Raw genomic sequence first — 26,592 nt, forward strand, 5'->3', positions numbered from 1 at the left:
GACCCGGCCACCGGCCCGGGCCTGCGGGTGGTGCTGCTGCGCCACACTGACGGCTCGTCGGACCTGGTGGTCATCGCCCACCGCGCGGTGCTGGCCGACCCCTTGGAGCTGCTGCGGGCACTGCTGGTCGACCCGCCGGCGCAGACCGCACTGCCCGCGTCCCCGGTGTCGCTTGCCGCGGTGCCGCAGTCGACCGCCGACGAGCTGCGCGCACGCCTGGCCCTGCTGGACCGCACCCGGACGCCGGACTGGGCGCTGGGCGAGCCCGGCGCGGCCGGGACCGCCGTGCACGCGTTCAGCCTGCCGGGCGGCGGCGAGCTGCCTGCCGCCCTCACCGCGACCGCGGCGCTCGGCTTGGTGCTGGCCCGCTGGACAGGCTCGCCCGAGGTGGTGGTCGGGCTGGACGCCCGCGACAGCCTCACCTTCACCGCCGACCCGGCGGCCACCATGGCCGACTATCTGGTCCAGGTCGGCAAAGCCACCCCGGTTCCAGGCCTGACGCCGTTCGCCGGCCTGGTGGTCGACGAGCCCGCCGAGCGCCCCGGCACCCAGCAGCTGCCCTTCCTCGCCCCCGTGCACCCGCTCTCGCTGCATCTGACCGCGGCCGGGGACCGGCTGACCGGCCGCTGCCACCACCGGCCGTCCGTGGTCGGCGGGCCCACGGTGACCTGGTTCACCGAGATGCTCGCCACCGCACACGCGGCGCTGTTGAGCGCCGATCCCGACACGGCCGTGGGCGAGCTGGCGCTGTTCGACGACGAGCAGCGCCGGCGCCTCGCGCTCCTCGGCGGGCTGGGGCGCAGTCTCGCGGTCCCCGCGCAACGGATCGAACAGGCCGTCGGCTACTGGGCCGAGCAGACCCCGGACGCTCCGGCGGTCAGCTTCGCCGAGACCCACCTGACGTACCGGCAACTCGACCAGCTGGCCGAGCAGCAGGCCGCAGCACTGCGCGGCCTGGGGGTGCGGCCGGGCCGGCGGGTCGGGGTCTGCCTGGACCGCTCGCTCGACCTGGTGGTCAGCCTGCTCGCGGTGCTGAAGGCCGGTGCGGCCTATCTGCCGATGGACGCCGCCTACCCGCCCGACCGGCTGCGCTACACGGTCCAGGACGCCGAGCTCGCGCTGGTGATCACCGACGCCGCTGACTTCCCGCCCGCGCCGGGCGTCCGGCTGGTCCACCCGAGCGAGCTCACCGCGCCGACCGGGCCCGCCGAACCGTCCGAACCGGCCTTGCCCGCTGATCCGGCGGGCCCGCTCTCGCCCGACGACCCGGCCTACGTGATCTACACCTCCGGATCGACCGGTAGACCCAAGGGCGTGGTGGTGCCGCACCGCAACGTCGCCGCGCTGCTGGCGGCCACCCGGGCGGACTTCGGGCTCGGCGGTGGAGACGTCTGGACGCTCTTCCACTCCAGCGCCTTCGACTTCTCGGTCTGGGAGATCTGGGGCTGCCTGACCACCGGCGGCCGCCTGGTCGTGGTGCCCTTCTGGGCCTCCCGGGATCCCGAGCAGTTCGCCCGGCTGCTCCGCGAGGAGCGGGTCACCGTGCTCAGCCAGACCCCCAGCGCGTTCGCCCAGCTGACGGCGGCCGAGCGGGAGCAGCCGGTCGGCGACGCGCTGCGGCTGGTGGTCTTCGGCGGCGAGCCGCTGGACACCCGGCCGCTGCTGGCCTGGCTGGACCGCCACCCGGCCGCCCGCTGCCGGCTGGTCAACATGTTCGGCATCACCGAGACCACGGTGCACGTCACGGCACAGACCGTCACCCGCCGCGAGGCGCTGACCGGTTCCCGCTCGGTCGGCGCCCCGCTGCCCGGCTGGCACCTGGCAGTGCTGGACCCGGCGGGCCGCGAGCTGCCGCCCGGCGTGGCCGGGGAGATCTACGTCGGCGGGGCGGGGGTGGCCGGGCAGTACCTGCACCGGCCCGAGCTGACCGCCGAACGGTTCGTCACCGACCCGGACGCCCCGGGCCCGCGCTACCGCAGCGGGGACCGCGGCCGGCTGCTGCCCGACGGGCGGCTGGAGCACCTGGGGCGGCTGGACAGCCAGGTCAAGCTGCGCGGCTTCCGGATCGAGCTGGGCGAGATCCGGGCCCGGCTGCTGGACTCCCCGCAGGTGGCCGCGGCCGCGGTGGTCCTGCGCCGGACCGGCGACGACGCGGCGGGTGCCCGCTTGGACGCGTACGTGGTGCTGCAGGACGCGGCGGGCAGCACCGAGGAGGTCCGCCGGCACGCCGCGGCCTTCCTGCCCGCGCACATGGTCCCGTCCACCATCACGGCCCTACCGGTGCTGCCGCTGACCCCCAACGGCAAGGTGGACACCGCTCGGTTGCCCGAACCGCTCGAGGACGGCGACCCGGCTCCGGCGGAAGCCGGGGCGGGTGACCTGGAGTCACGACTGAAGACCGTCTGGGAGCGGACCTTCGGGTTCCGGGTCGGCCTGGACGACGACTTTTTCACCCTCGGCGGCAACTCCCTGCTCGGCGTCCGCCTGCTGGCCGCGGTCCGCGCCGCCGACCTGCCCGCCGTCCGCCTGCCGGACCTCTACCGCCATCGCACCGTGCGCACGCTGACCGCCCACCTGGCGCCAGCGTTGCCGCGCTGACCGGGCGTCAGCGACCCGGTCCGCCCAGCCAGGGCGGACCGGGCTGCCTCTCACAGCCTGAGGGCCGGCCCCGGTGGCACATCACCGGAGCCCCGCCCCTCCGGGTCGGCGGGCGTAGCGGTACCCGGCGTCACCAGCCCAGCAGCTGCCGGCCGATCCGGCTCCGCGCCGGGGCCAGTTCGGCCTCGATGGCGGCCCACTCGGCGGGGTCCACGGTGACCGTGGCCGCGCGGTCCGGGCGGGTGGCGCGCATCCGCATCCGCAGGTGGGTCGGCGGGTGGGTGGTGTCCACCGCGGTCATCTCCAGCGCGCTCAGCCGGATCCGCCGCTCCCGCTCGGAGGCCGGCACCGAGTCCAGGTACTCGCGCAGGCCGGTCCAGAACTCCTCGACCGGCGCAGTCCCGCTCCGCCCGGTCCGCCCGCCGCGCTGGGCCGCGGACCGCTGCTGGCCCAGCCGGACCTGGACGCTCTGATGCAGCATCAGCTTGGCCAGCATCCGCTCGGCCGCCCCGGAGGAGGCCACCGTCGCGGCCCGGTTGTCGGCGAGGTACTCCGCCTGCTGGCTGCTGCGCTCGGTGAGCCGGTTCAGCACCGTCAACAGCAGCAGCACCGGCTGGGCCAGCAGTTGCAGGAACAGGGTGACCAGGTTGGTGTCGGCCGCCTGGCGCATGCCGCGCCGCTGGAACCGGTAGCCGAAGTGCGGCAGCAGCAGCCGGCACCACTCGGTCAGGGCGCTGTGCGCCATCATCAGCCACAGTTCGCGCCGCTGGTCCCCGTTGCTGCCGTGCCCGAGCTCGTGGCCGAGCAGCGCGAGCCGCTCGTCCTCGGCCAGCGCGGTCCACAGCGGCAGGCCCACGGTGAGCTGGACCCGGCCGCGCAGCCCGATCCGGGCGTAACTGGCGTTGTACGCGTGGTCGACGACGATCCGATCGGGCGTCCGGGTGTCCAGGGCGGCGGCGATGCGGGCCGTCACCGCGTGCAGCACCGGGGCCTGGGCCGCCGTCAGCTCGCCCGGCTCGGCCGCCCGCCAGCGGCCGAGCCGCGGACGCAACAGCCAGGCCAGGCCCAGACCCACCAGGGCGAGGGCCTTGAGCACCAGGGCACCCGCCACCAGCAGCCAGAGCGAGCCGGCCAGCACCGCCAGCGTCACCAGGTTGACCAGGGTGGCCAGCAGCACGGCCAGCACCCAGGCCCCGCTGCGGTGCTGGTCGCTCTCGGGCGGCCGGGCCGCCAGGGCCCGGTAGAGCCGCTCGACCCGGGCCCGGGAGCGCGCCCGGGAGCGCTCACCGCGCCGGCGGGACGGCTCCTGGACCGGCGCCAGGTTCCACTCGCAGGCCGGGCACCAGTCCGCGAACCGCGGGTCGGCCTCGATCGGAGCGGCGCACTGCGGGCAGGGTCGGGTACTGGTGATGGTCTGTGGCACGCCGCGGATCCTGCCCTACCACCATTCGATCGCGGAACCTCCGGCCTGCATGAGGGCGCAGGGAGCCGATGGGTCACGGCCGGCTCCGGGGGCGCCCATCCCTGACACGCTCGGAGCGCGCCGGCCACCGCGACCAGCGCGGCCAGCACCCGGAGCGCCCGCCGCCGCCCGGACCGCTCGTGCTGCTGTGCGACCACTGGCTGTCCCCTCCGGCAGATTGCGGCGAGCCTGCTGGAGCGGTCTCCAACTGTCAAGGGGCCACGCACGGTTCACCAGGGACGGGTAGCGCCCAGGCTGACACCCGGTACCCGGAGAGTGGCATCGCGGCGCGGAGATGTCAGGATAGGGGCATGACGACCAAGGTCTACTTCGACATCACCATCGACGACGCGCCCGCCGGGCGGATCGTGTTCAACCTGTTCGAGGACGTCGTGCCGCGGACCGCGGAGAACTTCCGCGCCCTCGCCACCGGCGAGAAGGGCTTCGGCTTCGCCGGGTCCAGCTTCCACCGCATCATCCCGGCCTTCATGCTGCAGGGTGGCGACTTCACCCGCGGCAACGGCACCGGCGGCAAGAGCATCTACGGCGAGAAGTTCGAGGACGAGAACTTCAAGCTCAAGCACGACCGCCCGGGCCTGCTCTCGATGGCCAACGCCGGCCGCAACACCAACGGCTCGCAGTTCTTCATCACCACCGTGGTCACCGACTGGCTGGACGGCAAGCACGTCGTCTTCGGCGAGGTCGAGGAGGGCATGGAGCTGGTGAAGAAGATCGAGGGCCTCGGCTCCCAGAGCGGCACCCCCAAGGCCAAGGTCACCATCTCGGCCTCCGGCCAGCTCTGACCTGACCGTACCGATCCGCGAGTGGGCGGCCGCCGGAACCTCCGGCGGCCGCCCACGCACGTGCACTACCAGGGGTCAGCAGGCCCCGTTGTCCGCCCAGACGCCCGCCGAGCCGCCGGGGACGTCGTTGTAGGTCCACCACTTGGCGGTCCACTTGTGGCCCGCGTACGAGACCACCGCGCCGCCGTTGTACGCGGTGGCCGAGCTCCACGGCGCCGCGGTGCAGCTGCCGCCGCCCGGGGTGGTCGGCGGGTTGGTGGTCGGCGGGTTCGTGGTGGGCGGGTTGGTGGTCGGCGGCTGGGTGGTCGGCGGGGTGGTCACCGGGGCGCCGCCGGCGAACTTCACCGTGTACTTGGTGAAGTCCCACGGGTTCTGCACCACGCTGGAGCAGGAGCCGGACAGGCCCGGGTCGACCGACCCGGTGCACTGGCGGTCCCGGTTGACCGACCAGTAGGTGTAGCGGGCCAGGCCGTGCGCCGTCGCGTAGTCCAGCACCGTCTGGAAGTCGGCCTGGGTGAAGTACTCGGCCGAGTCCGTGCGGCCGTTCATCATGGAGACGCCTTCGTGGGCGTACGCGGTGGCCGCACTCCAGCCGAAGGTGTTCTGCAGCAGGGTGTTGAAGCTGGTCAGCGCGGCGGTCTGGGCGGCGGCGCCGCTGAAGCCGCCGTCGAACGGCATGATCGAGAAGTTGTTCGGCGTGAAGCCCTGCGCCTTGGCCTCGTTGAGCATCTGCTGGCCGAACCAGCCGGTGCCCGCGGTGGTGCCGGCGGTGGTGATCGAGACGTACAGGCCCGGGTTGTTGGCCTGCAGGATCTTGGCGGCGCCGATCTCGTTGTGGATCGCGGCCGTGTTCTCGTACTCCGGCTCCTCGAGGTCGAAGTCGATCGCGTGCAGGCCGTACTTGGTGATCACCTTCTGGTAGCCCGCGGCGGTGGCCTCCGGGGTGCCGCAGGTCTGGCCGAGCTTGGTGCCGCCGTAGCCGCCGACCGAGACCGAGACGTCGCCGCCCTTGGCCCGGATGGCCGCGATCACGTTCAGCATGGTGCTGTCGGAGTCGATCGAGGAGGTGCCGCCCCAGGCCGGCGAGCAGCCGCCGCCGTCGAGGATGAAGGCGAGCTGGAAGGCCTTCTGGCCGGTGGCATCCATGACGGCGCCGGCGTCCGGCGGGTTGTTGTCCTCGGGCATCAGGTACGGGGCCGAGGCGTACCAGTTCGACGACAGTGCGGCGGTGGTGGTGGAGGCCTGCGCGGAGCCGGTGGCGGCGACGGCGGCCACCGCACCGGCCAGCAGCCCGAGCGAGGCGACCCCGGCCACCAGGCCGGAGCGCGAACGCCGGTGCGGGGTGCGGGTCTTGGGAGCAGGCAGGGCTCGTTCCATGGAGAACGCCTTTCCGGTGACGGACGTGGGGGAGCACGCCCGGGTGCCGCGTGGGGGCGGCAACGAGGGCGTTTGCACAGGGAGCCCGAGCCGGTGCCGTGGGGCGGCCGCCGACTGCCGCACCAGAATGGACTAGACCAGGTGGGGGCTGTCAAGGGATTGCGCGTTCCCGGCGGCGGGTGGTCCGGCGGTCCTGACGGGAATTCCGGCACCGCCCTTCCCGGAATTCGGAGGCCGCTCTCGAACAGGAAACTTGACTAACCATCACCGAAGATTCCGCAAGCAGGGCCACCACCGGAATCCGCAGGTCGGCCGCCGGGCCGCCGGGCACCGCTCCCCCGCCTCGCCGGCGTTCGGCAAAGAGTTCGCCCCGGGATGCATGAAATTCACCTGGACCGCACAGGATGCCCCGGCAATCGCCCGACACCGACCTGATCGCCACGCTGCCGCAGGACCAGCAGGACACCTGCATCCACGACGGCACGGCCACGACAATGTGCGGGCGGCAAGCACGAGTTGGACGCTACGGTCGGAGTGAAACCTGGGCTCCCCCATCGCTTGGTTCCACCTGGTGGACGAACCAGAGCCAGTGCGAGCGCACCAGGCGCACCGACTGACCCTCCGTCAGGCCGTCCAGCAGCGCGGTGCGCACGGGGAGCAGCCAGACGGCGCGCCCGTGACCGGAGTTGACGGCGAGCAGGCTGGGCTCCTTGCCCTCCCGGGTGGAGCGGTGCACCCGGACCAGCTCACCGGTCACCACTCGGCGGTGGCCCAGGTCGTGCAGTCCGACCAGGCAGCAGACCAGGGACGGCAGGAAGACCGCCAGCAGCGCCGCGCCGTAGAGCAGCAGCACCGAGCGGGGCAGGAACGGCTGCCCCGCCCCGTCGCGCAGCACCGCCGTGTACCCGAGCACCGCCAGTGCCCCCGCCCCGGCCAGACACCCGAGCCCGCCGGCCCAGGCCGCCCGCACGGGCGCCAGCAGCGTGCCGCGCCAGCGCGAGCGGTGCAGCCGCACCTCGTGCCAGCCGCCGTGCGCGGCCCAGGCGCGCCGGTGGTGCTCCGGGCCGAACGAGACGGCCCGGGCCGCGACCGGCGCCGCCCCCTGCGCCACGGCGTGGGCGAACCGCCGCTCCCCCGCGGCCACGCCGGCCGGCTCCCGCACCGCCCAGCCGGCCTCGCCGCGCAGCTGGGCACCCAGCGCCCGCCACCGCGCCCGGTCCGCCCGCGCGGTCACCACGGGGCGCCGGCCCGCGTAGGCGACCAGTGCGGCAGCCAGCAGGAACGCCGGCCCGGCCGCCCAGGGGCCGCGGGCCGGCCAGCCGGCCGCGGCGAACGGGACGGCCAGCGCGGTCCAGCGCAGCCGGGCGGCGCGGTCGAGCCGGTCCACCAGCAGCCCCTGGGCCCGCCCGGCCTCCCGGACCGCCTGGGCGAACTCCCGTTCCCACTCGGCGTGCTGCTGCGGGCCGCCCCGGGCCAGCGCCGCCAGTGGCAGGCTGCCGCGCTGCGCGTAGCCGGTGACCCGCTCCAGTACCAGCCGCTCGAAACCGGCCGGCCCGGACGCCTCGCCGACCACGGTGACCAGTGCCGCCGACGGGCCCGGGCCGGTGGAGGTCAGCCCCAGCACCCCGCGGGCGACCAGGTCCAGCAGGGTGGCCGCCGCCTCGGTACCGCGCAGCCGTCCGCCACCGGCGATCAGACTGCCGAGGGCGGGCGCCAGGGTGCCGGGGTCGGCCCGCTCGCCGCGGCCGCGCGCGGCCCGGCGCCGGGCCCGGCCCAGCGCGGCCGCCAGGCCCGCCAGCCATCCCAGCAGCAGCACCCCGGCCACCACCGCCCACCCGGCCTCGGCCACTCGGCCCCTCCCCGCTCGCCCTGCCGCCTGTCCCCCGCCCGCTCCCTACCCAGCCAGGCTCCGGGCAGACCTGGTCGAAAGTCGCTCCCGAACCAGCGTCCTGCGCCGTCGGACGGAACGCGGTGCAAGAAATGCGTCAAAGCCGGCCCCGATCCGGTTGCGCACAGCGACGCGCCTGCTACACCGGAGCCAGGAGGTGCGTGATGCGCCGTTATGTCCCCCGGGGCCCGCTCGCCCCGGTCGCCGTCGCCGTGCCGGCCGCACTGGCCGCCCCGGTGGCGCTCTGCGCCCTGCTGCTGCCGTGGCGCGACCGGATTCCCAATCTCGACCCGGCCCTGCTGCTGGTCGTCGTGGTGGTCGGGGTCGCCGCGCTGGGCAGCCGGGTCGCGGGCGCGCTGGCCGCGGTCGGCGCGGCCGGCTGGTTCGACTTCTTCTTCACCCGTCCGTACCAGCAGTTCGCGATCGGTCGCCCCGGCGACCTGACGGTCGCCGGCGTACTGCTCGCGGTCGGTCTGACGGTCTCCCAGCTGGCGGCCCGGGCCCGGCGGTTGTCGCTGCGCGCCGACGCCGACGCCGGCCACCTCGACCGGATCCACCGCACCGCCGCGCTCTCCCGGGCACCCGGTTCGGCGCTGACCGTGGTCGACCACGTGCGCGACGAGCTGGTCGACCTGCTCGGGCTGACCGAGTGCCGGTTCGAGTACGGCTCGCTGCTGGGCCGACTGCCGCGACTGGAGCGCGACGGCTCGATCGTGCTGGCCGGCCGGACCTGGGACGCCGAGCGACTGGGCTGGCCGGCCGGGGCGGTGGAGCTGCGGCTGACCGGGAACGGCCGCTACCTGGGGCGCTACCTGCTGGAACCGGTACCGGGCAGCCGTTCCTCGCGGCAGGCCCGGCTGGTCGCGGTGACCCTGGCCGAGCAGGCCGGGGCCGCGCTGGACGCGATGCACCAACCAGTGCGGGCCGCCTGACCGTTCACCGTTGCCGTTCGTGTACCGGGCCTCTGCTCGTCCGCTGTTGGCCACCCGGCCGCCCGCCGTTAACGTGCCGTATCTCCCTCCTTGTGCCGTGCCGAGTTGGCTGTACTAGTTGCCAGCGCCGCTCGTCGAGTTGGCTGTACTGGTTTTCAGCGTCACTGCCTGGCACGGCAGTTCGAGGAAGGCACACGGCATGACCAGCTGGACCCGTCCGGGCCGGGCCCTCGCGGCATTCACCTTGCTTCCCGCGCTCTTCGCGGCCACCGGTTGCGGCAGTTCGGCGGGGTCGGACGACGGCGACATCACGGTGATGACCTGGGCCCCCTCCGGCACCGGCGCCTTCGACCGCGGCGGGGTGACGGCACTTGCCGACCTGATCGGCCGGGACGTGAACAGCAAGGGCGGGGTCGACGGCCACCACCTCAAGGTGCTCACCTGCAACGAGCACAACACCGTGGACGGCGGCACCGCCTGCGTGCGCCAGGCGGTGGCCCAGAAGGCCGTCGCGGTGATCGGCTCGTACAGCCTGAACAGCGACGCGCTGCTGCCCGGCCTGGAGAGCGCCAAGATCCCCTATCTCGGCGGCTACGGCCTGACCAGCGCCGAGTTCAGCAGCCCGCTCTCCTACCCGGTGGCCGGCGGCACCCCGACCCTGGTGATCGGCAACGGCCGCCAGCTGGTCGCGGCCGGCTGCCGCACCATCGCCCTGGTCCGCCCGGACAGCCCGGCCGGCGACAGCCTCACCGGCTACCTGGCCGGCGCGCTCAAGCCGGAGAACAGCAAGGTGGTCGACGTCCGGGTCGGCGAGGCCTCGCCCGACTACGCGACCGCCGCCCGCAAGGCGCTGGGCGACGACCGCGCCGGGAACTGCGTCAGCGACGCGCTCGAACCCCAGCAGAGCAGCCGCTTCCTGGACGCCCTCCACCAGCTGAACCCCAGGCACACCCAGCTCGGCGCGGTGATCGGCAGCGTCCCGCAGGCCGTGCTCGGCCAAGGCGGCGCCGACGGCGTACTCAACAACGCCTACGTGACCGGCTGGTACCCGCCCGCCTCGTCGCACGCCTGGGACGCGCTGCGCTCGACCATCGGCGGCAACCAGGTCGACCTCTCCGACCTCGCCGTACAGACCACCTGGGTGGCCTACCAGGTGTTCCTCACCGCCGCGGACCGGCTGAACGCCGCCGGCAAGCCACTGACCACCCAGAACCTGCGGGACCTGCTGGAGAGCGGGGACACCCTGAACACCGGTGGCGTCACCCCGCCGCTGAGCTGGAGCGAAATGCTCCCGAACGCCGAGACCCCCCGCCTGGTCAACACCTGGGTGACGTACCAGCAGGTGAAGTCCGGCCAGCTGACCGAGCAGCAGAGCGGCTACCTGGACATGCGCTGGGCCTTCACCGGTGGCAAGCCCGCGCAGTGACCCGGGCCACCGCTGCGCCGCCCGGGCCCCGCCGTCACGGCGGGGCCCGGTGCTGACGCGGCGCTAGTTGTTGCCACCGCCAGTGCCGTTGCCGTTCCCGTTGCCGGGGCTGGTCGAGTCGCCCGGGCTCGGGCTGGCCGGCGGGTTCTGCGGCGGGGCGGCCGGCAGGTTGACCGAGGGGAACGGGGTCGGGTGGACGCCGACCAGCGCGCCGCTCATCGCGCTGCGCCAGAACGGGCCGGCCACCTGGGCGCCGAAGGCCTGGGCGATCGCCGAGCCGCCGAGCTTCTGGCCCTGCAGCGGCTCCTGGGTGCCCATGTCGCTGACCAGGGTGGCCCCCACCAGGTCGGGGGTGTAGCCGACGAACCACACCTGCTTGCCGTCGTTGGTGGTACCGGTCTTGCCCGCGTTGTCGCGGTCGTCCAGGCCGATGCCCAGCGCGGTACCGCCGTCCTGGACCACGCCCTTGAGCATCGCGGTGATGGTGTCGGCGGTGGTCGGCGACATCGCCGGAGCGCACTTGGTCGGCGGCACCGCCAGGTTCTTGCCGTCGGGGCCGGTCACCCCGGTGATCGCGTTCGGCGCGCAGTAGGTGCCGTGCGAGGCGAAGGTGGCGTAGGCGGCGGCCATGCCCAGCGGGGTCAGCGAGTTGACGCCCAGCGTCATCGACGGGACCACCTTCAGCGGCTCGCCGCCGGACTGCTTGGTGATGCCCAGCTTGTTGGCCATCTGCGCGGTGGTGCAGAGGCCGACCTGGCCCTCCAGGGTGGCGAAGTAGGTGTTGATCGAGGCGGCCAGCGCGCCCGGCATCGCGAAGGTGCCGTTCTCGCTCTGCGAGTCGTTGTGCACCGGCGGGTCCGCGGGCTTGGCCACGAACCGCCCGCCCTGGCAGTCCGTCATGGTGGGCCACGGGATGCTGTACGGCGTGTTGATGCTGGTGTCCGGGCCGAGGCCGTTCTCCAGTGCGGCCGCGGCCACGATCGCCTTGAAGGTCGAGCCGGTCGGGAAGCCCTCACCGCCGCCCATCGACTTGTCGACGTTCAGGTTGAGGGTGGTCTGGGAGTTGGGGTCCAGGCCGTAGGGGCGGCTCTGCCCCATCGCCAGGATCTTGCCGGTCCCGGGCTGCACCATGCTCATCACGGCCACCGGCTTGTCGGTCGGCCTGGCCTTGCCGGTGAGCGCCTTGTTCAGCGCGTCCTGCGCCTTGGGGTCCAGGGTGGTGTGGATCTGCAGGCCGCCGCGGTTCCACAGGGCCTGGCGGTCGGCCGCGCTCGCGCCGAAGGCCGGGTCGCCGAGCACCAGCTTCTTCACGTAGTCGCAGAAGAACCCCTCGCCGTTCTTCGCGGTGATGCACCCCTGCTGCGGGCGGCTGACGGCGAGCTGGATCGGGGACGCGATCGCCGCGTCGCCGTCGGCCTTGCTGATGCTGCCGTACTCGACCATCTTCCTCAGCACGGTGTCGCGGCGTTGCTTGGCCGTGTCCTTGTGCAGGATCGGGTCGTAGTTGCTCGGCGACTGCTCGATGCCGGCCAGCAACGCGGCCTGCGGCAGGGTCAGGTCCTTCGCGTGCGTGGTGAAGTACCGCTCGGAGGCCGCCTCGATCCCGTACGCCTGCTCACCGAAGAAGGTGATGTTCAGGTAGTTGGTGAGGATCTGGTCCTTGCTGAGGGTCCTTTCGACCTCGATCGCGTAGCGCATCTCCTGCAGCTTGCGGCCGACGGTCTGCCGTTGCGCCTCGGCGACCTTGGCCGGGTCGTTGCCGGCCTCGTCCACGAAGACGTTCTTCACGTACTGCTGGGTCAGCGTCGAGGCGCCCTGGGTACCGCCGCCGCCCGCGTTGTTGCCGACCGCCCGCAGGATGCCCTTGGGGTCCACCGCGCCGTGCTCGTAGAACCGGTTGTCCTCGATGTCCACCAGCGCCTTGCGGACCAGCGGCGAGATCTGGTCGGCCGGCACCACGGTGCGGTCGCGGTCGTAGGCGGTGGCGATCAGGTTGCCGCCCGCGTCGTAGATCGACGAGGCCTGCGAGAGCGGCGGTGCCTTGAAGTCGTCGGGCAGGTTCTCGAAACTGTCGGCCGACGCCTTGGCGCCCAGCCCGATACCCCCGACGAACGGCACCGCCATTCCAGCCACCAGCACACCGGCGGTTCCGCTGACCAGCAAGAAGCGGAGACCCAGTCCGGTGAGCGCTATGGGGCCGCGAACGCGGCTTGAATTCGTTGACTTCACGTCAGAAGGCTACGGTCTGATCATAAGAAATCTGCTCCGGGGTCGACCTTACTGACAGCGACCCCTCGAGGGCCCTGGTCAGGCCCTATCCGGCGAAGCGGTCCACCAGGACGGTCAGCCGCTGCGCCGCCAGCCGGCGCGGCAGGCGGCCGGAGCGGGTGAGCGAGGCCAGGCCGTGCAGCGCCGACCAGAAGACCTCGACGAACGCGCCCGGGTCGGCCTCCCCCGCGACCGGGCCCAGCGTGGCGACCAGCGTCCCGAAGCCCTCGCGCAGCGGTGCCGGGGTCTGCTCGTCGGCGAACAGCAGGCCGGTGTCGAGCAGGAACATCGCGTCGTACAACGCGGGGTTGCGCTCGGCGAAGTCGAGGTAGGCGGTGGCGAGCGCGGCCACCGCGGCCCGGCCGGCCGGGCCGTCGGCCACCGCTTGGCGGAGCACCGCCGTCAGTTCGGCGAAGCCCTCCAGCGCGACGGCGCCGACGATCTGGCGCTTGCCGTCGGGGAAGTGTCCGTAGATCACGGGCTGGCTGTACTCGATCCGCTCGGCGAGCCGGCGCGTGGTCACGGCCTCCCAGCCCTGGGCCTCGGCGAGCTCGCGGGCGGTGGCGACGATCAGCTGGTGGCGCTGGGCACGCTCCCGTTCCTTGCGTTCCTGAATCGACATGACACGGATCCTAGCACCGCTAGACATTCGAGCACTCGACAATCTAGCATCGAACTCGAACCTAGCGGCGCTAGAAGGCGGCGCCGCTCAGCCGCTTGGGAGGGGACGCAATGCAGCAGGTACTCGCCGTCGTCACGATCGTGGTCACCGGCATGCTGGTGGGCGTGGAGTTCGCGGTGGCGGTCTTCATCAACCCGATCGTCGACGGACTGCCGCACAACGGCGGCCTGACCGCCCGCGCCGCCGGCGGCCGACTGCTCGGCCGGGTGATGCCGTTCTGGTACATCGGCGCCCTGCTGCTCAGCGCCGCCTGGGCCGCGGTGGCCTGGGGCGGGGCCGGCTCCGCGCTCGTCGTCACGGCCGCCGGCCTGCTGGTGCTCAGTGTGGTGCTGTCCGTCGCCCTGCTGGTGCCGATCAACGACCGGGCCAAGCACTGGACCCCCGAGACCGCCCCCGCCGACTGGCGCGAGCAGTTGGGCGCCTGGGACCGCCTCCACTACCTGCGGGTCGCCGTGATCGTCGCGTCCTTCGTCCTGCTGGCCGTCGCCCTCGCCCGCGGCTGAGCACCAGGCGGGGCCGACGGACGGTTCGAACGGTTCCCCGGCGGGCGGGCCCAGCGGCCCGGGCCCGCCGGGGAATTGGCTGTCGCGGTCCGGAGTGCCGCCAGACTATTGACCAGCCCATGACAGCAGGTCATCCTGTACTACCACCCCGAACAGCCACCCCCAGGGGCCGGGTTGGCGTGTCTGCATCCTGATCGTCCCCCACGAAGGAGCCAGTATGCGCAAGTTGCTGATACGCGTCGCCACCCTCGCGGCCGCAGCCACCACCCTTGCCGCCCCCGTCGCCCCCACCACCGCGGCGGCCGCCCAGAACCTGTCGTTCCGTCCGCTGCAGTACAACACCAACGGCTACAACTGGGGTGGCTACGCCGCCACGGGCAGCGGCTTCACCTCCGTCTCGGCCACCTGGACCGAGGCCCGGGCGACCTGCAACTCCACCAACGACCTCTACGCCCCGTGGGTGGGCATCGACGGCTACGGCTCGTCCACCGTCGAGCAGACCGGCGTGGCGACCGACTGCTCCAGCGGCACCGCGGTGCACCAGGCCTGGTACGAGATGTACCCGGCGAACCCGGTCTACCTGAGCACCAGCTCGTACCCGGTCGCGGCCGGTGACGTCATCAACGCCTCGGTGACCTACGCCGGGAGCAACAGGTACACCCTGAAGCTGGTCAACTCCTCGCGGGGCTGGACCTACAGCACCAGCAAGACCCTCTCCGCGAGCCGGACGAGCGCCGAGGTGATCATCGAGTCGCCCACCGGGGCCTACCCCAACTTCGGTACCTTGAACTTCAGTTCGGCTACCGTCAACGGCAAGTCGCTCGGGTCCTTCAACCCGGTCGCGCTCGACCCGTCCAACGGCGCCTACGAAGCCCGCACCAGCGCGCTGGGCTCGGGCGGCACCAGCTTCTCCGACACCTACCTGCGCGAGTAGGCACCCGGCTGAGAACGCGGGCGCCGGGGCGGCACACCCGCCCAGGCGCCCGCGCGCGCTTTAACTGACGGACCGTCAGCAGCTGTAGGTGAAGGAGGCCGCGGCCGACTGCGAGCCCGGGCTGACCACCTCCAGCGTGGCGACGGCGTTCATCGAGCCCTTGCCCTCGAAGGTCCAGCGCAGCGTCACCTGGGTGTGGTGCTCGCCCTTCGGGACCGGCTGGGTGATGTCGGAGGAGATCGTGCCGTCACTGCGGTGCCAGCGGTAGGTGACCGTGCCGGCTCCGCCCTTGGTGTCCAGGGTGCCAGTCACCGTCTGGGTCCCGTTGCAGCCCGGGCCGGCCGGATCGGTCTGCACGGCCACCCCGGTCACGGTCAGGGCCGGCGACCACCACTGCCAGCCCAGGTAGCCGAGCACCAGCAGCAGCACCAGGAGCGGGATCAGCCAGAAGGTGCGGCGGCGGCGCCGTTCGGGCTCGGCGGGTTCGCCGTGCCAGGCGGCCGCGGCGCCCAGCGGCACGGTCGCGGTGGGGACCGGCACCCCGGGCCCGAACCGGCGGAACTCCCCGGTGGCGGGCGTGGGCCAGGCCTCCTCGTCGAGCATGGTGGCGCTGTCCTCCGGCACGGGCACGGGCACGGGCACCGGCTGCGCGGCCCGGGCCGCCGGGGCGGCCGTCAGGGCCGTCGTCCGGTCGACGGGCGGCGAGGCGAGGGCCACGGTCTGGTCCAGGGGCGCGGCATCGAGCACCACGGTCTGGTCCAGCGGGGCGGCATCGAGCACCACGGTCTGGTCCAGCGGGGCGCCGGGCAGGACCACGGTCTGGTCGAGGTGGTCGTCGGGGCTGGGCATGGCGGGCCTGTCCTTGCTCTGGCGGTCGGTCACCGGGGCGGGTTGCACACGACGGTGGAGATCTCCTGGTAGCCGCCCTGACCGCGGACGGCGGCGGGGCTGGTGCTGACCTGGATCCCGTAGCCGACGGAGCCGGAGGTGAAGGAGTAGTGGACCGGAAACGAGAACTTGGTCGTGCCCTTGGTCAGCGTGAAGGTCTGGTTCTGCACCACGGTGCGCACCCCGCCGTTGCTGGTGATCCAACTCACCGTCAGCATGCCGTCGGCGGCGCCGTCCGTGGTCACCCCCACGGTCGCGGCACCGTACAGGTTGTTGCAGGTGTAGCCGCTCGCCAGCACGGTCAGCACCCGCAGCGGGGCCGCCGCCGGCGAGGTGCTCGGGCTGGTCGGGGTGCTGCCGCCCGCCGTGGTCGGCGCACTGGTCGGGGCGCCGGTGGTGCCGCCCGGTGCGGTCGGGGTGGGCCCGGCCGTGGTGGCGTGCGGGGTGGGCGCGCCCGGGCTCGCCGCAGCCGTGGCGGAGGCGGAGGCCGACACCGATACAGAGGCGGACGCACTGGCCGAGGCGCTGACCAGCGCCGACGGCGTGGCCGCGGGGGCGATCCCGTCGGCCGACACCGAACTCGACGCCTGCACCGCGGACCCGACCACCTGGGTGGAACCGGCGGACCCGGTCCCGTCGGCGACCGCGACCCGGGCCATGCCGGCCAGCACCACCACACCGACGGCGCCCGCCATCAGCTTGGCCCGCCGGCTCACCAGTCGGCGCGCACCCGCGGTGGCCGCCCCCGCCCCGAGCACCGTGGTCGCCAGCGAGGTCCCGCCCGCGGCGGGCTCGCCGCCCGAGGGCAGCAGCAGCAACGGCACCAGGGCGAACAGCGCGGCCAGTGCCGCCCGCCCGCGCTCCTCCCAGTCCGGCCCGTACCCGGCCCGGGCGACCCGCTCCAGCTGCTCGACCAGGTCCTCGGCGCTCTCCGGCCGCTGCTCGGGCGCCTTGGCCAGCCCGGCCCGGATCAGCGGACGGACCGTCTCGGGGGCCTGCTCGTCCGGGATCGGCGCCTCGGTGTGCTGCAGCGCCAGCTCCATCAGGGTGGTCCCGTTGTAGGGCTTGGCACCGGTCAGGCACTCGAAGAAGGTCGCGGTGGCGGCGTACACGTCCGAGGAGGGCGTGGCCGGCTCACCCGCCCACTGCTCGGGCGCCATGTACACCGGCGTTCCGGCCACCTTGGCGCTCTCGCCGCTGCGCACCGCGATCCCGAAGTCCACCAGCTTCGACGAGCCGTCCACCGTGACCAGCACGTTGTCCGGCTTGTAGTCGCGGTGCACCACCCCGGCCCGGTGCGCGGCGGCCAGGCCCAGCAGCGAGCCCTTGAGCACCACCAGCGCGGCCTCCGGCCCGGTGGCGCCCTCCTCACGCAGCAGGGTGCGCAGCGAGACGCCGTCGACCAGCTCCATCACGAGCGCGGCGCCCTGCGGGCCCTCCACGTACTCGTACAGCTCGGCCACCTGCGGCGAGTGCAGCGCGCCGAGCAGTTCGGCCTCGTCGCGCAGCCGGGTCCGGTCCTGGACCGCCTCGCTCAGGTACTTGACGGCCACTCGGGTGCCGGTGGCCCGGTGCGTGGCCAGCACCACCCGCCCGCTGCCGCCGCTGCCCAGCTCTCGTTCGTGGTCGTACCCGGGCAGTGTCCACGGGGTCTCGGCCGGGGCCGCCCCGTCCTCGGTCAGGCCGTTCATGCTCGTTGTCAGGTCCCTCGTCGTGTAGCGCCTACGGCGCACCGCGTTCCCCTCGCGGCACTGCCTGCGACGAGCACGGTAGGGCCTCGGTTCCACCCGTCGAACAGCCGGTGGGTCACGATTCGGGTGCTTCGCACACGAGGGTCCGGCGCCCGCCCGCCGAAGGCATACGAACGGTACGGCGGCGCGGTGCGCAGCGGGTACCCCCTCCCCTACCCGGCGCGACCGGGTCGTTCGAACGCCAGGTAGGCTCCCCCGAGTACGCGCGCGCGGGCCGGCTCCCGCACGCGCCATGCGTCCGCGCGCAGACGCGACCGTCCGACGCGCCCGCCGCACCGCCGGCCAGGCTTCGCCTCCAACCGAGAGACCACTGATGACCTCCTCCGCTCCGAAGATCGTTGTCGTCGTCCCCACGTACAACGAGCGGGAGAACCTGCCCGTGCTGGCCGGCCTGCTGGCCGAGCTGGAGCTGCCCAACCTGCACCTGCTCGTGGTGGACGACAACTCTCCGGACGGCACCGGCGAGGTGGCCGACAAGCTGGCCGCGGAGTCCGGCGGCACCGTCGGCGTGCTGCACCGCACCGCCAAGGACGGCCTGGGCCGCGCCTACCTGGCCGGCATGGCCCGGGCGCTGGACGAGGGCGCCGAGATCGTGGTGCAGATGGACGCCGACCTGTCGCACCCGAGCACCGCGATCCCGGCCATGGTGCAGATCCTGGAGACCACCGACGCCGCCGTGGTGCTCGGCTCGCGCTACGTGCCGGGCGGTTCCACGGCGAGCGAGTGGCCCTGGCACCGCAAGGCGCTGTCGGCCTGGGCGAACTTCTACGTGAACACCATCCTGCGGCTGCACGTGAAGGACGCCACCGCGGGCTTCAAGGCCTGGCGGGCCGCGACCCTGCGGGCGATCGACCTGCCGTCGGTGCACTCCAACGGCTACTCGTTCCAGGTCGAGATGAACTACCGGGTGGTCAAGCGCGGCATGACCATCCGCGAGGTGCCGATCCGGTTCGAGGAGCGCGCCATCGGCGTCTCCAAGATGAGCCTCGGCGTCCAGCTGGAGTCGGCGATGGCCCCGTGGAAGCTGCTCTTCAAGCGCTGACCACCGGGGTTCCGGATACCCCACGGGGTACACTCGGCGGTGTCGCGCGCCGAGAGAAGGGGTGACCCCATGAAGGTGGACGAGGACGCGGTCGGCGCGGTGCTCAACCGGCTGCGCCGGGCGCAGGGCCAGCTGGCCGGCGTAATCGCGATGATCGAGGCGGGCCGCGACTGCAAGGACGTGGTCACCCAGCTCGCCGCCGTCTCGCGCGCCCTGGACCGGGCCGGCTTCAAGATCGTCGCCAGCGGGATGCGCCAGTGCCTGGCCGCCGCCGACGAGGGTGCCCCGCCGATGAGCGAGGCCGAGCTGGAGAAGCTCTTCCTGACCCTCGCCTGACCTCGCCCTCCAGCCGGGCCCGGCCTTCGCCCTGCTGCTCGGCCCCCGGGGCCCGGACCGACCGGTCCGGGCCCCGTCGCGTTGCCCCGTCATGACCTTCCGCCCCGCTATGGTGCTTTTTGTCCTGATTGACCGTCAGGGCCACGCATCCCTGACGGACAGTCGGCGCCGAAGCCGCCGCCCGGAGGCCCCATGACGTCCCAGCAGATCCTCACCGGCGCCGGCCTGACCGTGGTACTCGCGGTCGGCGCCCAACTGCTCGCCGGGCGGCTGCGGATCCCGGCCATCATCGTGCTGCTGCCGGCCGGCTTCACCGCCGGTGCGCTCACCCAGGACGTCCACCCGGACCAGCTGCTCGGCGCCGCCTTCGCCCCGCTGGTCTCGCTGGCCGTGGCGGTGATCCTCTACGACGCGGGGCTCGGCCTGGACCTGGGCAAGCTGTCCGGCCACACCCGGCGCACCGTGGTCCGGCTGGTCTGGATCGGCGCGCTGGCCACCGCGCCGATCGCCGCGGCCGCGGCCGCCCCGCTGCTGGGCGTCTCGGCGCAGGCGGCCACCATGCTGGGCACCGTACTGGTGGTCTCCGGGCCCACCGTGGTCGGGCCGCTGCTCGCCTTCGTGCGGCCCAACGAGCGGCTGCAGCGGATCCTGCTCTGGGAGGGGTCGCTGATCGACGCGGTCGGCGGGATCCTCGGCGCGCTGGTCTTCCACGCGCTGCTCAGCGACGCCCGGCACGGCCTGGGCAGCGGGGTGCTGGAGTTCCTGGCCAGCGTGGCGCTCGGGCTGGCCGGCGGCGCGCTGGGGGCGCTGCTGCTCTGGTGGCTGCTGGTGAGACTGGCGGTCGGCGAGGTGCTCGGCACCACCGCCCAGCTGGCGGCGGTGATCGGGGTGGCGGCCGGCTGCGACGTGCTGCGTGACGACACCGGGCTGATCGCGGCGGTGGTGATGGGCGTGGCGGTGGCCACCGTGCCGGCCTTCGACCTGCCCGCCCGGCGGCCGTTCTTCGAGTCGCTGGTCTCGCTGATCGTCGGAGTGCTGTTCGTCTCGATCTCGGCCACCGTCTCCTGGTCGGCACTGCGCCCGGTGGTACTGCCCGGCCTGGCGCTGGTGGCCGTGCTGGTGCTGCTGGCCCGGCCGCTGGTGGCGGCGCTGGCCACCCTGGGCACCGACCTGGGCCGGGGCGAACGGGCGTTCCTGGGCTGGATGGCACCGCGCGGCATCGTGGCCGCCTCCACCGCGGCGACCTTCTCCAGCGAGCTGGCCGCCGGCGGCGTCGGCGGGGCGGAGAAGATCCTGCCGGCCACCTTCCTGGTGATCGTGGCCACCGTGACGCTGTACGGGCTGACCGCGACGCCGGTGGCCCGGTGGCTCGGCGTGGTGCGCCCGGCCCGGTCCCGGCCGCTGCTGGTGGGCGGCGACCCGTGGGTGGTGCAGCTGGCGCTGCTGCTGCGCTCGGCCGGGATCGACGTGCTGATGTGGGCGGGCCGGGCCGCGCACCGGGAGCGGATCGCGGCGGCCGGCCTGGAGCTGGCCCAGGGCGAGCTGCTGGCCGTCGTGGGCACCGAAGGCGCGGAGCAGGAGGGCATCACCGCGGTCTTCCTGCTGACCCGTCAGGAGGATTTCAACGCCCTGGCCGCCTCGGTGCTGCGCGAGGGCGCCGAGCTGCCGGTCTACCGCCTGGCGGCCGTGCACACCGGTGAGCAGGCGGTCGGCGCCGGCTCGCCGGACCAGGTGCTGTTCGACCCGGCGGTGGCCGCCCGGCTGGCCCAGGGCGCCGAGCTGACCAGCACCGCCGACGGCATCCCGGCCGACCACCGGCTGCTCTTCACGGTGGACCCCGCGGGCCGACTGCTCCCGGTGACCGGCCGCCGCCCGCCACAGGGCGCCGGCCTGCACATCCTGCTCGCGCCCTAACCTCGCCGGCTGACGGTGCGCCAGGCCCGGCGCGCCGCCGGCACCGGGTCCCAACTGCCCGGGCGGGCCCGGGCGATCGGGTAGCAGGCCAGGCCCAGCAGCACCGCGGTGAAGTGCCCCACGCTGGTGAAGTCGCGGGAGCGGACCAGCGCCAGCCCGTAGAAGAGGAGCACGCCGGCCACGTACAGGTACCGCCACGCCCGGACGATCAGGTAGGTCAGCACCGCCTCGACGCCGGCCAGCGCGTAGCTGACGCCGTAGTCGAGGGTGTACCTGGCGCGCTCGGGCGCGTAGCCGTGCCGGATCGCCCAGAGCAGCACGCCCTCGCTGATGAAAGTGGCCCCGACGTGCGCGATCAGCAGCACGCCGAGCCAGCGGGCCGTGCCCAGCCAGCGCTCGGCCGGTACGTGGAAGATGTTGTACAGCACGAAGTAGAACCACCAGCCGCCGCCCGCGATCCACATCGCGCTGGTGATCAGCACCCGCACCGGCGAGGTCGACAGTTGGTGCAGGTTGGTCGAGCGCCGCTCCAGCAGGCGGTTGGCGAACTCCGGCGACACGTGGTGGATGATCTGCGTGGTGAGCAGCAGGACGGCCAGCCAGGCGAAGGTGCCCGGGGCCTTGCTGACGTACCGTCGGCAGGCCCGGCCGGCCCGCTTCGCGAACCCCGCCCGCTGCTGCGGACCGCTGACCGGGTCCATCCAGCCCTCCCTCGTCGGCACAGGTGACCCGAACGCTACGGGGCGCACCGGCCGGCGGCTACCGCAGGCGGCTCATGGGGTGACGACGGCGGAGTCCGGATCCGTCAGGCCGGCAGCGCGGTGCCGCGTACGTCCACGGCGGATCCTGCGCCGGCGCGCCGGCTTCGCCTCCCTCGGCGGTGTTCATGCCCCCGTGCACCCGTGACCGCGCCGAACTCGGTGCGCCGAACCGGGTCCCACCAGGGCGTCCAGGGTGCATCATGTCCCCCATGACGCAGACCGCGAGCAGCCAGCGCGAGGCCCCGGCCGCCGAATGCGCGCACTGGGAGCACTACGGCAACGGGCACTACCGTCCCAAGCGGGGGTTCACCGGCGCCGAGATACTCGTCTTCGAAGCGTGCGCGCTGCTGGCCGCGCAGGGCACCGGGTGCTCGGTCTGCGGCGGCAGCGGGGTGGTCTACCGCCAGTCGGTGCTCAGCGACGGACAGGCGGTGGCGGAGCGGATGCGCTGCCCGGCCTGCGCCAACGGCGAGCACGGCATCGACTGGCAGCGGATCACGGGTTGAGCCGCCGGGCACGCCGGCTGAGCGAGTCGCGGATGCCGTCGGCCAGCGTCAGCCCGGGCGCCCAGCCGAGCAGTCGGCGTGCCTTGTCCACCGACGGGTAGCAGCCCGCCACGTCGCCGGGGCGCGAAGCGCCCTCGCGCAGCGGCACCGGCACGCCGACCACCTGCTCGAAGGCCCGGTGCAGTTCGCGCACCGTCGTGCCCGTCCCGGTGCCGAGGTTGACGGCCTCGAAGCCGCCGCGACCGGCCGGCAGCACCTGCGCGAACCGGCGCAGCGCGGCCACGTGGGCCAGCGCCAGGTCCCAGACGTGCACGTAGTCGCGGATCCCGCTGCCGTCCCGGGTGGGCCAGTCGCCGCCGGTCAGTTCGAAGGCGCGGCCCTGCTCGTGCGCCTGGATCAGCTGCCCGAGCGCGTGGGTGGGGGTGGGGTTGCGCAGGCCGGTGCGCAACTGCGGGTCGGCGCCGATCGGGTTGAAGTAGCGCAGCGCGATCACCCGCAGCGGCGTGGCGGCGGCGGTGTCGCGCAGCAGCTGTTCGGCCATCAGCTTGGTCCGGGCGTACGGGCTGGACGGCGCGGTGGCCGCCTCCTCGTCCACCACCAGGGTGCCGCCGGCGGGCGCTGCGTAGACGGCGGCGGAGGAGCTGAAGACCAGTTGCTCGCAGCCGTTGCGCAGCAGGTGCCCGGCCAGCTCGGCGGTCTTGGCCACGTTGACCCGGTAGTAGGCCAGCGGCTCGGCCACCGACTCGGGGACCACGATCAGGGCCGCGCAGTGCACCGCGGCCTCGATCTCGGGGTACTCGGCGAAGATCCGGTCCAGCAGCGGGCCGTCCGCGATGTCGCCCCGGTAGAAGATCCGACCCTCGGTGAACTCCGCCGCGCCGGTGGCGAGGTCGTCCAGCAGGACCGGGGTGATGCCGTGGTCCAGGCAGGCGGTGGCGACGGTGCTGCCGATGAAACCTGCGCCGCCGGTGATGAGGACCTTCAAGGTGGGGCTCCTTCACACGCCGTGATCGACCGTTGGATCAACACGATTCAACAGAACCGAACAGAAGTCAACGGATAGGCGGGGCGAAGTAGGCGGTGACCGGGCCACCCGGGGCCGAGCGCTGGAACCAGATCACCCGGCGCGCACCGCCGATGTAGGCCGGGGCGCTCACCCACAGGTCCCGGCGGGGCGCGGACTCGTTGCCGGGCAGGGTGGCGGCGTCCACCGCTTCGGCGGCGATGGTGCGCAGCAGGGCCAGCGCGGTCCGCTCGGCCGCCGCGGGCACCAGGGCCAGGCCGGCCAGCGCCTGCCACAGCTCCACCGCCACGTAGGCGATCGGCAGGTCGCCCAGTGCCGGGTGCGGCCACGGGTCCGGGCAGGGCAGCACCGGGCCGGCCGCCGCCACCGGCCCCGCGCCGGGTCTGCCCGCGGGTTCGAGGTCCATACCCTGCACGCTAGCGCCTGCGCACCAACGGCGGCCCCCGACCGTCACCTGAGCCGCCGTCGCCGCGTTGGACTGCACGGCCGCCGCCCCGGGCGGCCCAGCACCGCAGGAGGGCCACGATCACCGCACTGCGCAGCCACCCCCGGGACCGCGCACCCCGGGCCCACCGGGCCGGCCCACCGCAGGCCTGCCCGGCCCTCGGGCGCGCCCTGCTCGGCATCCTGCTGCTGTTCCTGCTGGAGACCGCCGCCTTCGCCGCCGCCCCGGCCGTGGTCCGCCCGCTGCTCGGCGGCGCGCTGCTCGGCGCGGGCACCGCGGGCGGCGTGGTGGCGGCCGCCCTGCTCGGCGGCCGCCGACCGGGCCGTGAACTCCCCTCCGTGCCCGACTGGTTCAGCACCGAGGCACTGGAGGGCTTCCCGATGGACGCGGTCCGCCCACTGCTGCACCGCCCGGCCGCGCCCAGCCTGAACCGCCTGTACACCGCCTGGGTGCTGGCCCGCCGCGGCCATGACGCGCTCTGGCTCAGCACCCACCTCGAACTCCCGGCCGAGACCGCGCGGTTGCTCACGACGGCGGCGAACCGGGACTGACCGCCCGCCCGGCGCGGCCCAGTTCGGCCGGGACCGCCGCGAGCACCGGATCCCCCTCCGAGCCCGCGCGCAGCGCGGCGAAGACGTAGCGGGCCGGCCGGCGGGCCCGCGGCTCGCGCAGCACCAGCCCCGGCCGGTGCCTCGGCTGCACCAGGAGCGGGAGCAGCGCGACCCCGGCTCCCGCCGCCACCGGCGCGGCCGACGCCTGCCAGTCGTTCACCACCTGCCGGATGAGTCCTCCGGTACGGGAGTGCCGCGTCAGGCGACCTGCGCGCCCTCGCGGCCCTCGGCGCCCGCTCTGCCGGCGCCCCCCGCCTCGGCCCGGCGCTGGCGGGCCTGCTGGCGGCGCATCCGGATCACCCGGGTGGCCAGCGGCGGCATCAGGTCGAGCACCAGCTTGCGCGCCGCCGACCGGTCGGCCGGGCGCTCGGTGCGCGGCGGCGCCAGGTCCTCCGGGGTCATCAGCTTCGCGACGCCGCGCCCGGACAGCCGGACCAGCTCGTGCCCGGCCACCACGTCCACGTCCAGGTAGCACTCCTCGACGTCGCCGCCCAGCTCCTTCAACTCCCGCTGCAGCGGCTCCGGGTCGCCCCAGGTGCCGTAGAGCTTCTCGGGGGTGACCGCCACCGGGCGCAGGCCGAGGGTGAAGACCGCCTCCCAGGCGGCGGCCGCCACGCCGGGGGTGTGCGGGGAGCGGAAGTCGTCCAGCACCACCAGGCCGTCCCCGGCGAGCGCCCGCTGGGCGGTCCGGATGTCGCCCGCCACGTGCTCGTACAGGTGCGAGGCGTCGATGTGCACGAACCGGCAGCTGCCCGCCGGGATCCGGCCGTCGGCCAGCACCGAGGTGGGCGCCTGCACGATGGTCGGCAGCTCGGGGTGGAACGCCAGGTAGTTGCGCTCGAACGCGGCCCGGGTGAGCGACTTGCGGTAGGACATGTGCATCTCCGCCGCGTTCTCCCCGTCGGGCGCCTCGGAGTCGAACAGGTCACAGACGGTGAACCGCTCGCCGTCCTGCCGGTGCTCGCCGATCAGGATCGCGCTGCGACCCAGATAGCTGCCGAGTTCGAGCAGGTCGCCGGTGACGCCGAGCCGGGTCTGTCGGGCCAGCAGCCAGCTGAACAGCTGCTGGTCGATCGGCCAGAACCATCCGGGCACGTCGTTCAGGGTCTGGGGGACGCCGGCTGTCGCCGGGTCGGCCTCGTTGGGCAGCACGGAGCCTCCTACAGGCAAGAGGATCCGGTGCCACCAGCGCGATTGCCGGTCGGGGGACGACACCGGCCCCTGGGTGGACGCGATCCTAAGACCCTTGGCGGGCAGCTGAGAAGATACCTGACAAGTCGAATTCGATCAGGCACGCTGCGTACACCGGTGCGCCCGGCGGTAACCTCCCCGCTATGGCGATCTCGCGACGGTCCGCGTCCACCGGCGTCACCCTCCAGCAGGTGGCCGACCACGCGGGGGTCTCGATCGCCACCGCCTCCCGGGTCCTGCACGGCAGCAGCGGGCGCTCGGTCGGCGCGGAGCTGCGCCGCCGGGTCGAGGAGGCCGCCGCCGCGCTCGCCTACGTCTCGAACGCGCCCGCCCAGGCGCTGGCCCGGTCCCGCACCTCGGTGGTCGGGCTGATCGTGCACGACGTCGCCGACCCGTACTTCGGCGCGATCGCCACCGGCGTGATGCGCACCGCCCGCGCACACGACCTGATGGTGATGCTGGCCGCCACCTTCCGCGACCCCCGACTCGAGCTGGAGTACCTGGTCCGGCTGCGCACCCAGCGGGCCCGGGCGGTGCTGCTGGCCGGCAGCGGGTTCACCGACCCGGCGTTCGTCGGCGAACTCGGGCACCACCTCGCGGGGTTCACCGCGGACGGCGGCCGGGTCGCGTGCGTGGGGGACCACGGGGTCGAGGCCGACACGGTCACCCCGGACAACCGCCGCGGGGCGGCACTGGCCCTGGCGCACCTGTGGGAGCTGGGCCACCGGCGGATCGGGGTGCTGGCCGGGCCCGACGAACTGGTCACCGTGCGGGAGCGGCTGGCCGGGGTACGCGAGGCGCTGCGGGAGCGCGGCGGGCGGCTGGACCCGGCCGACCTGGCCGCCGCCGACTTCACCCGGGCGGGAGGCCGGCAGGCCGCCGGCGAGCTGTTCCGCCGCCGCCCCGACCTGACCGCTCTGCTTGCCCTCAACGACGGCATGGCCGCCGGCGCCCTGGCCGCGCTGCGCGAGGACCTGGGCCGCGCGGTCCCCGCCGAGGTCTCCGTGGTCGGCTTCGGCGACCTCCCCTACGCCCAGGACCTCCATCCCGCCCTCACCACGGTCCGGCTGCCGCTGGAGCGGACCGGCGAACGGGCGATGGAGCTGATCCTGGACGCCCCGGGGGCCGTGCGGCGCACGGAGTCCCTCCCGGTCGAACTGGTCGTCAGGACGAGTACGGCACCGGCCGCGGCGCCGACCCGCTGACACCCGCCCGCCGACCTCCACCCGCGGCGGCAGGCAGCTCGAGCA

General features: G+C 73.8%; 24 protein-coding genes. 12 read left to right on the top strand and 12 right to left on the bottom strand.

Annotated features, from left to right (window positions below; translation table 11 throughout):
• A partial coding sequence (locus C7C46_RS18040) for an amino acid adenylation domain-containing protein (RefSeq protein WP_110670884.1) occupies window positions 1-2,598 on the top strand: 2,598 nt, incomplete at its 5' end.
• Window positions 2,599-2,728: 130 nt separating this feature from the next.
• On the opposite strand, the gene C7C46_RS18045 is transcribed toward C7C46_RS18040, so the two are convergent.
• Complete coding sequence (locus C7C46_RS18045) at window positions 2,729-4,021, bottom strand: M48 family metalloprotease (protein ID WP_146259116.1); 1,293 nt, start codon at window positions 4,019-4,021, stop codon at window positions 2,729-2,731.
• A gap of 350 nt (window positions 4,022-4,371) precedes the next feature.
• Between C7C46_RS18045 and C7C46_RS18050 the strand changes: the two genes are divergently transcribed.
• The gene (locus tag C7C46_RS18050) at window positions 4,372-4,863 is read left to right on the top strand and encodes a peptidylprolyl isomerase (protein ID WP_110670886.1); all 492 of its coding nucleotides are present in this window, start codon (window positions 4,372-4,374) and stop codon (window positions 4,861-4,863) included.
• A gap of 75 nt (window positions 4,864-4,938) precedes the next feature.
• Here the strand turns inward: C7C46_RS18050 and C7C46_RS18055 are convergent, their stop codons facing one another.
• Both C7C46_RS18055 and C7C46_RS18060 read right to left on the bottom strand, forming a co-directional pair.
• Window positions 4,939-6,240, bottom strand: a complete 1,302-nt coding sequence (locus tag C7C46_RS18055) for a chitinase (protein ID WP_110670887.1) — start codon at window positions 6,238-6,240, stop codon at window positions 4,939-4,941.
• 523 nt (window positions 6,241-6,763) lie between these two features.
• A complete protein-coding gene (locus tag C7C46_RS18060; protein ID WP_110670888.1) occupies window positions 6,764-8,089 on the bottom strand; it encodes a hypothetical protein in 1,326 nt (441 codons plus the stop codon).
• 203 nt (window positions 8,090-8,292) lie between these two features.
• On the opposite strand from C7C46_RS18060, the gene C7C46_RS18065 reads away from it, so the two are divergent.
• Together C7C46_RS18065 and C7C46_RS18070 are read left to right on the top strand one after the other, a co-directional pair.
• Complete coding sequence (locus C7C46_RS18065) at window positions 8,293-9,060, top strand: DUF4118 domain-containing protein (protein ID WP_110670889.1); 768 nt, start codon at window positions 8,293-8,295, stop codon at window positions 9,058-9,060.
• Window positions 9,061-9,259: 199 nt separating this feature from the next.
• Window positions 9,260-10,486 (top strand): ABC transporter substrate-binding protein, encoded by a 1,227-nt coding sequence (locus tag C7C46_RS18070; protein ID WP_110670890.1) that lies wholly within the window; start codon window positions 9,260-9,262, stop codon window positions 10,484-10,486.
• 63 nt (window positions 10,487-10,549) lie between these two features.
• Here the strand turns inward: C7C46_RS18070 and C7C46_RS18075 are convergent, their stop codons facing one another.
• On the bottom strand, window positions 10,550-12,610 hold the full coding sequence (locus C7C46_RS18075) for a transglycosylase domain-containing protein (RefSeq protein ID WP_110670891.1): 2,061 nt from the start codon (window positions 12,608-12,610) through the stop codon (window positions 10,550-10,552).
• 190 nt (window positions 12,611-12,800) lie between these two features.
• Window positions 12,801-13,376 (bottom strand): TetR/AcrR family transcriptional regulator, encoded by a 576-nt coding sequence (locus tag C7C46_RS18080; protein ID WP_110670892.1) that lies wholly within the window; start codon window positions 13,374-13,376, stop codon window positions 12,801-12,803.
• 110 nt (window positions 13,377-13,486) lie between these two features.
• Here C7C46_RS18080 and C7C46_RS18085 point away from each other — a divergent pair, with 110 nt between their 5' ends.
• On the top strand, window positions 13,487-13,939 hold the full coding sequence (locus C7C46_RS18085) for an anthrone oxygenase family protein (RefSeq protein ID WP_110670893.1): 453 nt from the start codon (window positions 13,487-13,489) through the stop codon (window positions 13,937-13,939).
• Window positions 13,940-14,156: 217 nt separating this feature from the next.
• On the top strand, window positions 14,157-14,873 hold the full coding sequence (locus C7C46_RS18090) for a G1 family glutamic endopeptidase (RefSeq protein ID WP_110670894.1): 717 nt from the start codon (window positions 14,157-14,159) through the stop codon (window positions 14,871-14,873).
• A 75-nt stretch (window positions 14,874-14,948) separates the two neighbouring features.
• On the opposite strand, the gene C7C46_RS18095 is transcribed toward C7C46_RS18090, so the two are convergent.
• Together C7C46_RS18095 and C7C46_RS18100 are read right to left on the bottom strand one after the other, a co-directional pair.
• The gene (locus tag C7C46_RS18095) at window positions 14,949-15,722 is read right to left on the bottom strand and encodes a hypothetical protein (protein ID WP_146259117.1); all 774 of its coding nucleotides are present in this window, start codon (window positions 15,720-15,722) and stop codon (window positions 14,949-14,951) included.
• Between the two features lie 29 nt (window positions 15,723-15,751).
• A complete protein-coding gene (locus C7C46_RS18100) occupies window positions 15,752-17,452 on the bottom strand; it encodes a serine/threonine-protein kinase (protein ID WP_110670896.1) in 1,701 nt (566 codons plus the stop codon).
• A gap of 373 nt (window positions 17,453-17,825) precedes the next feature.
• On the opposite strand from C7C46_RS18100, the gene C7C46_RS18105 reads away from it, so the two are divergent.
• From C7C46_RS18105 to C7C46_RS18115, 3 genes are all read left to right on the top strand, one after another.
• Window positions 17,826-18,554: a polyprenol monophosphomannose synthase gene (locus tag C7C46_RS18105; RefSeq protein WP_110670897.1), complete on the top strand. Its 729-nt coding sequence runs from the start codon at window positions 17,826-17,828 to the stop codon at window positions 18,552-18,554.
• Window positions 18,555-18,623: 69 nt separating this feature from the next.
• Window positions 18,624-18,890: a metal-sensitive transcriptional regulator gene (locus tag C7C46_RS18110; protein ID WP_110670898.1), complete on the top strand. Its 267-nt coding sequence runs from the start codon at window positions 18,624-18,626 to the stop codon at window positions 18,888-18,890.
• Window positions 18,891-19,082: 192 nt separating this feature from the next.
• Complete coding sequence (locus C7C46_RS18115) at window positions 19,083-20,804, top strand: cation:proton antiporter domain-containing protein (protein ID WP_110670899.1); 1,722 nt, start codon at window positions 19,083-19,085, stop codon at window positions 20,802-20,804.
• Here C7C46_RS18115 and C7C46_RS18120 read toward each other — a convergent pair.
• Complete coding sequence (locus tag C7C46_RS18120; protein WP_110670900.1) at window positions 20,801-21,505, bottom strand: rhomboid-like protein; 705 nt, start codon at window positions 21,503-21,505, stop codon at window positions 20,801-20,803. The genes C7C46_RS18115 and C7C46_RS18120 overlap by 4 nt on opposite strands.
• A gap of 269 nt (window positions 21,506-21,774) precedes the next feature.
• Between C7C46_RS18120 and C7C46_RS18125 the strand changes: the two genes are divergently transcribed.
• Entirely contained in the window at window positions 21,775-22,071 is a 297-nt protein-coding gene (locus tag C7C46_RS18125; RefSeq protein ID WP_110670901.1) for a hypothetical protein, read from the top strand.
• Here C7C46_RS18125 and galE read toward each other — a convergent pair.
• A complete protein-coding gene (galE, locus tag C7C46_RS18130) occupies window positions 22,061-23,056 on the bottom strand; it encodes a UDP-glucose 4-epimerase GalE (protein WP_110670902.1) in 996 nt (331 codons plus the stop codon). The genes C7C46_RS18125 and galE overlap by 11 nt on opposite strands.
• Before the next feature lie 67 nt (window positions 23,057-23,123).
• On the bottom strand, window positions 23,124-23,501 hold the full coding sequence (locus tag C7C46_RS18135) for a hypothetical protein (RefSeq protein WP_146259118.1): 378 nt from the start codon (window positions 23,499-23,501) through the stop codon (window positions 23,124-23,126).
• A gap of 269 nt (window positions 23,502-23,770) precedes the next feature.
• On the opposite strand from C7C46_RS18135, the gene C7C46_RS18140 reads away from it, so the two are divergent.
• On the top strand, window positions 23,771-24,091 hold the full coding sequence (locus tag C7C46_RS18140; protein WP_110670904.1) for a hypothetical protein: 321 nt from the start codon (window positions 23,771-23,773) through the stop codon (window positions 24,089-24,091).
• Here the strand turns inward: C7C46_RS18140 and C7C46_RS18145 are convergent.
• A complete protein-coding gene (locus C7C46_RS18145; protein WP_220040642.1) occupies window positions 24,066-24,311 on the bottom strand; it encodes a hypothetical protein in 246 nt (81 codons plus the stop codon). The genes C7C46_RS18140 and C7C46_RS18145 overlap by 26 nt on opposite strands.
• Before the next feature lie 38 nt (window positions 24,312-24,349).
• Entirely contained in the window at window positions 24,350-25,303 is a 954-nt protein-coding gene (locus C7C46_RS18150) for a class I SAM-dependent methyltransferase (RefSeq protein WP_245984491.1), read from the bottom strand.
• 182 nt (window positions 25,304-25,485) lie between these two features.
• On the opposite strand from C7C46_RS18150, the gene C7C46_RS18155 reads away from it, so the two are divergent.
• The gene (locus C7C46_RS18155) at window positions 25,486-26,547 is read left to right on the top strand and encodes a LacI family DNA-binding transcriptional regulator (protein ID WP_110670906.1); all 1,062 of its coding nucleotides are present in this window, start codon (window positions 25,486-25,488) and stop codon (window positions 26,545-26,547) included.
• The last annotated feature ends 45 nt before the right edge of the window (window positions 26,548-26,592 follow it).

Source organism: Streptomyces tateyamensis, from assembly GCF_003205575.1.
GTDB classification, from domain to species: Bacteria; Actinomycetota; Actinomycetes; order Streptomycetales; family Streptomycetaceae; genus Kitasatospora; species Kitasatospora tateyamensis.